This is a genomic window from Microcystis sp. LE19-131.1A, from assembly GCF_027532015.1.
In the GTDB taxonomy this organism is placed as follows: Bacteria; Cyanobacteriota; Cyanobacteriia; order Cyanobacteriales; family Microcystaceae; genus Microcystis; species Microcystis ichthyoblabe_A.
In genome coordinates, this window is the sequence record NZ_JAPZSS010000207.1 from 1 (window position 1) to 8,194 (window position 8,194).

The window sequence follows — 8,194 nt, forward strand, 5'->3', positions numbered from 1 at the left end:
AACTCAGTTTTTGGGAGTTTTCAAAGAAATATTGGCGATAATGGTAGTTAGCTAGATTGAACAAATTTTTTGACAAGAAGGCATAATGGTCGATTTCTGACCATAAGGGATGGTTTTGACTGATAATATGACGTTCAACTAGCTTCATATCTTGATTATACCTGATAACGTTCTTAAAATCTATCGGTGGCCAAAGTTACTTATTTTAGCTATCTAGCTACAGAAATGAGTAGCTTTAAAAAGCTTTAGGTAGGTTTTTGGTTTCTGTGGTTAACCCCGATCCTCGTTTTAGCTCCCTCTCGAAAATCTATGGCACCACAGCTTCATCCCTCTTTAGTCACCTTCATCCCGATCATGTAAATTTTCCGCTACAATCGAGAGTACTAAGACTCAGGCAATTGTAAAGTAATATTAATGATAGATTTTAATACCCTCGCTGAATTTTCCCGCAACTATTGCGTCTCGATTTGTGCCTTTTTAGTACCCGCTAACTTAGTAACCACCCTTTTAACGGTTCTTTTTCTCTATTTCGGTCGTCCTACCCGTCAAATCTTCCCCATTGCTTCCCTAGCTTTGTTGTTCGCCCTCACCATGTTTCTCCACGTCGCCACCTGGTTGATGATTGGTGTGGTTATGGCCCCCACTTTTATCCTCTTTGGACTGGGTTTAACCTGTTTTTTGGTCAATCTTCAAGCCATCAGCGATCGCCAAAGTTTGGAACAGTTATTACACACCGGGGTTAGTCGTCTGGCCCGCTCTTTCAACTAAGGAAAAGCGCCAAGACTTCCCCCTTCCCACATAGTCGAACCAATAGGCTAATCTTGATGCGTCCAAGAGCGATGAGCCAGACGCAAACCCCAATCGAGCAGATAACCAATCGCACCAATAACGAGAATCACTGCCATCAACTCTGAATAGGCGAGTCGATCGCGTGTATCGAGAATATAATAACCCAAACCCGCACTAACCCCCAGCATTTCCGCCGGGACAAGAACGATCCAGATAATACCTATAGCCAAACGGAAACCAGTTAAGAGATGGGAGAGGATCGCAGGCAGAATAATCTGGAAAACCGTTTCCCCTCGGGTAGCACAGAGACTGCGGGCTAAAGTCAACCAAGAGCGATCAACCGCATTAACCCCAGCAGCCGTATTGAGAAGGATCGGCCAGATGGCCGCCACCGTCAGCAAAAAATACACGGGTAGATCACCAATTCCCAAAACCATCACCGCTAAAGGCATCCAAGAAAGGGGCGAAATCATGCGTAGAAATTGAAATAGGGCTGACAAAGCCGATTCAAGGGAGCGATACAACCCGATTAATACCCCCAACGGCACACCGATGGCACTAGCGAGAACCAAGCCCACAATAACCCGGCGGCAACTGGTGAGGATATGGGGCATAATCTCCCCCCCAACAAAAAGATGTAATAAAGCGACAAAAGATCGCTCAGGGGAAAAATCATTTAAAATCGGGTTTGAGTGCCATAGAGGACTGGTAAATAGCCACCAGAGCAATAATCCAAAACCCATACCCCATAAGGGTAGTAAAGCTCTTGGCGGGGAGGTCAAAGATTGTGACTTCATAGGTTCGGACCTTTAAAATTTGATCGTCTCGATGCGGGAGAGATTATTCGGTAAGCCGAAAGCTTTCGGTCCGCCCACCTGTTGCAAGGCATTACGGACAAAAGAGTCATCCACGAGATCCCGGGCCACCTGTCGGGGTTGCAGTTTTTGGAGAAAATCCGTATTTCCTTCCACCTGAGTGGTTTTGAGCAAGCGTACCAGTTCCGACCTATAGGAAGGGAAAGGATAGGGCTGGAAATCGATCCGGTTGACCTGCCAGTCTGGATTCTGGATCGCCCCGTCTTTCTTATAGAAATTGCGATCGTAGTAAGTAAGCGCCCGTTGCAATACCGGCAGCGGGTGAGGCGTATATTTTCCACCATCTTTAGAGAGAATCCGGGCCACTTCCGAGCGATTGCTCCGGGACCAGAGTTGGGCTTTAACGAGGGCGTTTACCACCTTCTGCGTCCATTGTTTCCGTTGCCTAATATCCTCCTCGTGAACAAAGACAACGCAACAGGCGTGATTCTTCCAGACATCGCCGGTGAAACGGAGAACCCTACCGGTTTTGAGATTTTCCGCCGCCGCGTTGAAAGGTTCAGCCACGATTTGACATCCTCGCCGCCGTAAAACGGACGGCGATTCCCAAACCTCACGATTTAGGTTTCTGCTTCTTTCCCTTGCGGGGTTCCGCACCTGCCTTAACAGATTTACTCTGTTCTGGTCTTATGGTCGCTCTACAGACTGACACCGCAAGCCCTGCGGCCAAAATGTTTTTACTAGCGTTAACATCTCGGTCATGGTGTGTCCCACAGTCTGGACAATCCCACTCTCGAATATTTAACGGCATTTTCTCAGCAATATACCCGCAATTACTGCACCGCGTAGAGCTAGGAAACCATCTATCTATTTCGATGTAATTTCTGCCGTACCAACGGCATTTGTAGCCTAATTGTCGAGTGATTTCTCCCCAACTAACGTCAGATATTGCCTGAGATAATTTCGGGTTTTTTACCATATTCTTGACGGCTAAATTCTCAACCACAATCGTTTGGTTTTCACGGACTAATTGAGTGGTTAGCTTATGTAAATGGTCTTTCCTGCTATCGGTGATTTGAGCGTGAATTCTGGCTACTTTGATTCTTGCTTTTTCCCGATTTTTTGAGCCTTTCTGTTTTCTAGAAAGGCTTTTTTGGGCTTTTCGCAGTCTCCGATAATGCTTGTTAAAATGCTTGGGATTAGATACTTTGTCACCATCGCTGGTAATCACAAGGCTACTAATTCCTAAGTCAATTCCAATGGCTTTATCTGTTACTGATAAAGGCTTAATTGTTAGGTCATCAAATCTAATTGAAATATGCCAACGTCCAGAAGGATGTAATCTGACTGTTACTGTGCTTGGTTCACAGCTTTCTGGGATGTGTCTTGACCATCGAATAGGTAAAGGTTCTGTGCATTTAGCTAAATAGATTTGTCTGTCTTTAATTGTAAAAGCAGATTTGGTAAATTCGGCACTTCCTCCTTGATGTTTTTTCTTAAAGTTAGGATACTTAGTACGACCAGCAAAGAAGTTAGTAAAAGCTGTTTGTAGGTGTCTTAAACCTTGTTGTAAAGGTACACAGCTAACTTCGTTTAAAAAGTCTAATTCTTCTTGTTTTTTCCAATCGGTCAACATTGAAGAAGTTTGAGCGTAGCCTACTCTTTCTTGCTTTTCATACCAAGCTTGTGTTCGTTCGTGGAGAGCTTTATTGTAAACGAATCTTACACAGCCCAATGTGCGCCGCAATAGCGACTCTTGTTTTGGTGTGGGGTAAAATCGGTAAGAATAGGCTTTTTCCATGTCTCACATTTTAGCATATATCGTGTAAATGTGCTAATATTTGACGGTAAAGCCGTCGTAGAACGACGGGGTTTCAGACCCAAAATTTTCGATGATCATCGCAGGAGAAAGAAGCGGAGTCGGTAAAACGACGATTACTCTGGCAATCTTGGCCTATTTAATCAGTCGTGGCGATCGAGTGCAATCTTTTAAAGTCGGGCCCGATTATATCGATCCCATGTTCCATACTTATTTTACCGGTCGCCCCTGTCGCAATCTCGATCCGGTTTTAACTTCTGAAGACTATGTAAAAACCTGTTTTGCCCAACATTGTCAAAATGTCGATTATGCTCTGATTGAAGGGGTAATGGGGCTATTTGATGGTATTCAATTAAGCGATACTCAATTTCCCGATTATGCCAGTACCGCCCATATTGCCCGTATTTTAGGGCTTCCTCTGCTGTTAGTTATCGATTGTAGTCGTTTATCTACCTCTGTCGCCGCTATTGTCCGCGGTTATCAATCTTTAGACAAAAATCTTCATCTAGCCGGAGTTATCCTCAATCGGGTTGGTAGCGATCGCCACCTGCAATTACTGCAAACCGCCCTAGAATCGATCAATATGCCGATTGTCGGGGTTTTGCGTCGTCAAGATTCCCTGACAATTCCCGATCGCCATCTAGGATTGGTTCCCAGGGATGAACTAGGAGAAATCAGGCAACTGCAAGATCAACTGGCTTCTATTGCCCAAAACTGCTTTAATTGGGACATTCTCTTGCCTTTACTCACTATTTCTCCCCAAGAGAACCCGAAAAATCCCACAGAAGAAAATAAGCTTTTTCCCCCTATCCGTATCGGTATTGCCAGAGATAAGGCTTTTAACTTTTATTATCCCGATAATCTCGATATTTTAGCCAATTTAGGCGCGGAATTAATCTTTTGGAGTCCCTTGCAAGGGGCAAATTTGCCCGAAAACCTGCAAGGGTTGTACTTTGGTGGCGGTTTTCCCGAAATCTTTGCCCCGGAATTAGCAGCTAACACCCCTATCTTAACTCAGGTGAGAAAAGCGATCGCCTCTGGAATGCCCACCTACGCCGAATGTGGGGGATTAATGTATTTATGTGACAAAATAGTTGATTTTGAGCAAAAAAACCATTCTATGTTGCAAATAATCCCCCAATCTGCTATAATGTCCCCGAAATTAACCCTAGGTTATCGGCAAGCCATCGCCAAACAGGAGACGATCCTGCTCAAAGCAGGTCAACCAGTGCGCGGCCATGAATTCCATCGCTCCCAATTAAGCGGGGTGAGCGACGCACCGATTTATCAACTGCAAGCATTCCCCAAAAGTGACATCAATGGCGAAGGGTGGCAAGGCAAGAATCTGCACGCTTCCTATCTCCACCTACATTTTGGGGCTAATCTGGGCCTGCCAAAAAAATTCTTAGCTGCCGGCCTTGATTTTTTCCGAACAGCTGCGTTAAGCTAGTTGCAGACAAATTTGATAATCAATCCGTTAAGGGATACAGGAGGTGATGTCGATGGTAGAAAGTAGTAAAAGCATGGGTCTCCTAATCGACAATAGCCGGCTGTGCGCCGGGGCTGTTCTCTAGACCCCCACGTCTAAACAAGATTTAGACTAGCTGGAGTTCCTTCCGGCAGTCTGGTGTCGATTCCGATGACCCGCTACACCGCCCTTACCGAGCAATTGGTAAGGGCGGATAGTTTTTCAGGGTTTCCCGTTATCTCTGTACTTTAACTCTACGGGCGCAAACTAACCCAGTGCCGATGCTGGTTTGGGGACACCATTTTAACGCCTGTCACCGAAATAATATTATTGGCCAGATTCTCCGCCATCATGGGAATCAATCGATTTATATTATTTCTATAAGCTTTGATCCAGAATTCAGCTAGTTTCTCTCTAGCCTCCTCATTGACGTAGATAGTTTTATCTGGCGTAATCAATACCATTGCCACATCACCGGAGTTTTCCGTGACGGCAAAGACAAACTGCTCACGGTCGGACTTGAGACCTTCGTACCAGTAGTCTAGGTGTTCTTCTAATTCGTATTCATAGAGAGCGCGTTCCATCTTGCCATCTTCTAGCAAGGCTTTACGCAGTGTATTGGCTATCTTTCTTTTTTTCATGGTTTTGTCTCTGTTTTTATCGGCGTTAAGTTTTGCCCATTAGACATCACTCCATATTAAGAGTGCCACTACAGAAATCATCAATTAACCTGACGACAACTCAGTTCAGTCGTCGTTATCAAAATCACAGAACCTTGCCCGACTCGTCTAGATGAGCCTGTTATTTGAGCTTAAGTCTTCTCTCTGTAAGGATTTTACCTACTTTAGTTTTTGTTTAAGTGCCGTTAGGAGCGACAGGGTGGCCACTTTGTCAACCGGTCAAGGAAAAAAAATGAGATCGCATCTTTCCCTAAGCAATTAAATCGTGTATAATGGCAAAAGAATAGTAAGGCTATATGCGTGATCAAACTGTGTAGTCAACCTATAAGGTGTGAGGAAAAAACCATCATGTTAAGAATGTTCTGGAAATCATTGCTGGTTAGCCCAGCGATTTTAGGGGCTACCCTAGTAGCTTCCGCTAATGCTAGTAGCTTCGATCCCGTCAAATCTACCAGTGTTTCTACCGAATTTAACAATCTAGAAATCGCTCAAGTTCAGAACACCGGTGCAGGAACTGGCGAACTACTCAATCAGATCGAACAGTACGGTAACGAAGGACAGTCCGTACCCGTGGAAGCCAATACCATCGATCAAGTCACCAGCGTTAACCAACTGCGGGATGTTTCCCCCACCGCCTGGGCCTATGAAGCCCTAAGAAGCCTTGTGGAGCGCTATGGTTGTATTGTTGGTTATCCCGATCGCACCTTCCGGGGTGACCGAGCTTTAACCCGTTGGGAGTTTGCGGCTGGTTTAAACGCTTGCTTAAACGTCATGGAACGTTTAATTCAAGATGGTGTCAACGTCCTCAAGGAAGACTTAGATGCCCTCAAGCGCTTGATGGACGAGTTCCAAGCTGAATTAGCAGCCTTGGGAGCTAGAGTTGATAACTTAGAAAGCCGGGTGTCTTTCCTCGAAAATAATCAATTCTCCACCACCACCAAATTAGCTGGGGAAGTCATCTTCGCTGTCACCGATACGGTTGGTGCTGGTAGCCCCGCATCCCAGGCCGCCATGCAATACCGCGCTCGTTTAGTTTTAAACACGAGCTTCACCGGTCAGGACGTACTGAAAACTCGTTTAGCGGCGGGTAGTGCCACTCCCTTCGGATTTGATTACAAATCGACCACCACACTACAAAATGGTGATCCCGCTTCCGTCAGATTCGATAATCTGCAAAGCCCTTCCCTATTCCAAACTTGGACCGCTGCGGGTAACGGTAGCGATGTGGTTCTCGACTGGTTGGCCTACTACACCCCGATTGACTTAGGTTATTTTGGTCGCTTCAATACCTATGTTGCCGCTTGGGGTGGTATTTGGAATGACTTCGTTCCCACCACTAATCCCTTCTTTGAAGACTTCGACGGTGGTAATGGTGCGCTATCTACCTTCGCTTCTGAAAACCCCATCTATCGTATCGGTGGTGGTTCTGGGGCTGGTGTTAGCCTACAGTTAGGCTTCCTCCAAAGCATTGTCGGTCCGACCTCCCTATCCTTGGGTTACTTAGCCGGTGGTGGTGGCTCTAGTTCTGCGGCCAATCCTAACCCGGGTAATGGTCTCTTTAACGGAGATTACGCCGCTTTAGCACAGATTAACGCTAACCTCTTTAACTTCCTCAACGTCGGCTTCACCTACGTTAATGCCTACCAAGGTGCCGATACCGCCATCTTCGGTAACGGTGGTTCCTTCGGTGTGACGGGAAGTTCCGCCGCTAACCTTTCCCAAACTCAGTTAAATACCCTGCTCAACGTCAACGGCAACCCTCCTGGAGACGTAACCCTACAGGATGAAGTCGGTTTCTTCAACTTCGGAGCCAAAGTATCCAATAGCTACGGTTTAACCGGTGCGGTAGATATTGGTTTCGCCAGCTTGAGTGCCTTCGGTTCCTACTCCACCGTGCGCTTACTCGGTCTCGGTGATGCGGAAGTGTGGACTTACGGTGCTGGTATTGCCTTCCCCGACTTAGGTAAAGAAGGAAATATCTTAGGTCTGTTTGCTGGTGCGCAGCCCTACATTGGTCACTTAAGCTTCCGGGACATGGGTCTGAAAGTATCTAACATTGTTCCCTACCACGTTGAATTGTTCTACAAGTACCAAGTCACCGACAATATTTCTATCACCCCCGGTGTCATCTGGATTTCTGCACCTGAACAGTTCAAAGGCACTGGTAACGAGTGGATTGGCACCCTTCGCGGAACCTTTACCTTCTAGGATTTCCTAAATTAAACCCGAAACCCCACCCATGGTGGGGTTTTGTTTTAGGCAAATAAGGGACTTCCAGAGAATAAAATACCCAACAAAAAAATAGAAAAGTGTTTTTTTGAAAAAGTAATTATTTTTGTCTAGGAAAACAAAGAGTCTTGCATTACAACCTATTTTTCCGAAAAAATAGGCAGCATAAACTTTTATACTTGCGAGCTTTTTCGAGTATAAAAAGGACAAGTTAAAGAATCAAAGACAGTTTTTAGCCAACCATCTTAGTTAAATAGGGTTTGCTGAATAATGGTAAAAACCTTACAGGAAAGGGCTTTTAGCTTGATTGAGAGCTTCCCAAATGCACTTAAATCTGCTAGAATCTCTTAAAACCCTTGCATCACCCTTGCATCACCCTTGCATCTTCTCTAAT

Annotated in this window: 7 protein-coding genes; 3 read left to right on the forward strand and 4 right to left on the reverse strand. The window is 45.4% G+C overall.

All coding sequences use genetic code 11. The annotated features are described in order from the left end of the window. Positions 1-414: 414 nt before the first annotated feature. Positions 415-768 (forward strand): hypothetical protein, encoded by a 354-nt coding sequence (locus tag O9323_RS15420; RefSeq protein ID WP_002753862.1) that lies wholly within the window; start codon positions 415-417, stop codon positions 766-768. Positions 769-815: 47 nt separating this feature from the next. Here the strand turns inward: O9323_RS15420 and O9323_RS15425 are convergent, their stop codons facing one another. From O9323_RS15425 to O9323_RS15435, 3 genes are read right to left on the reverse strand one after another with little or no spacing between them, the layout of a single operon-like run. Then, a complete protein-coding gene (locus O9323_RS15425; RefSeq protein WP_272104590.1) occupies positions 816-1,586 on the reverse strand; it encodes an ABC transporter permease in 771 nt (256 codons plus the stop codon). Between the two features lie 12 nt (positions 1,587-1,598). Further along, a complete protein-coding gene (locus tag O9323_RS15430) occupies positions 1,599-2,171 on the reverse strand; it encodes an ABC transporter substrate-binding protein (RefSeq protein ID WP_002753858.1) in 573 nt (190 codons plus the stop codon). Between the two features lie 46 nt (positions 2,172-2,217). Further along, on the reverse strand, positions 2,218-3,405 hold the full coding sequence (locus tag O9323_RS15435; RefSeq protein ID WP_288125388.1) for an RNA-guided endonuclease InsQ/TnpB family protein: 1,188 nt from the start codon (positions 3,403-3,405) through the stop codon (positions 2,218-2,220). 91 nt (positions 3,406-3,496) lie between these two features. On the opposite strand from O9323_RS15435, the gene O9323_RS15440 reads away from it, so the two are divergent. Next, positions 3,497-4,873 carry a cobyrinic acid a,c-diamide synthase CobB gene (locus O9323_RS15440; protein WP_288125389.1) on the forward strand — a complete coding sequence of 459 codons (1,377 nt, stop codon included), beginning with the start codon at positions 3,497-3,499 and terminating at the stop codon, positions 4,871-4,873. A 272-nt stretch (positions 4,874-5,145) separates the two neighbouring features. Here O9323_RS15440 and O9323_RS15445 read toward each other — a convergent pair whose 3' ends face one another. Beyond that, the gene (locus tag O9323_RS15445; protein WP_002753319.1) at positions 5,146-5,532 is read right to left on the reverse strand and encodes a hypothetical protein; all 387 of its coding nucleotides are present in this window, start codon (positions 5,530-5,532) and stop codon (positions 5,146-5,148) included. A 387-nt stretch (positions 5,533-5,919) separates the two neighbouring features. Between O9323_RS15445 and O9323_RS15450 the strand changes: the two genes are divergently transcribed. Then, a complete protein-coding gene (locus O9323_RS15450; protein WP_002753317.1) occupies positions 5,920-7,779 on the forward strand; it encodes an iron uptake porin in 1,860 nt (619 codons plus the stop codon). Positions 7,780-8,194 lie beyond the last annotated feature (415 nt).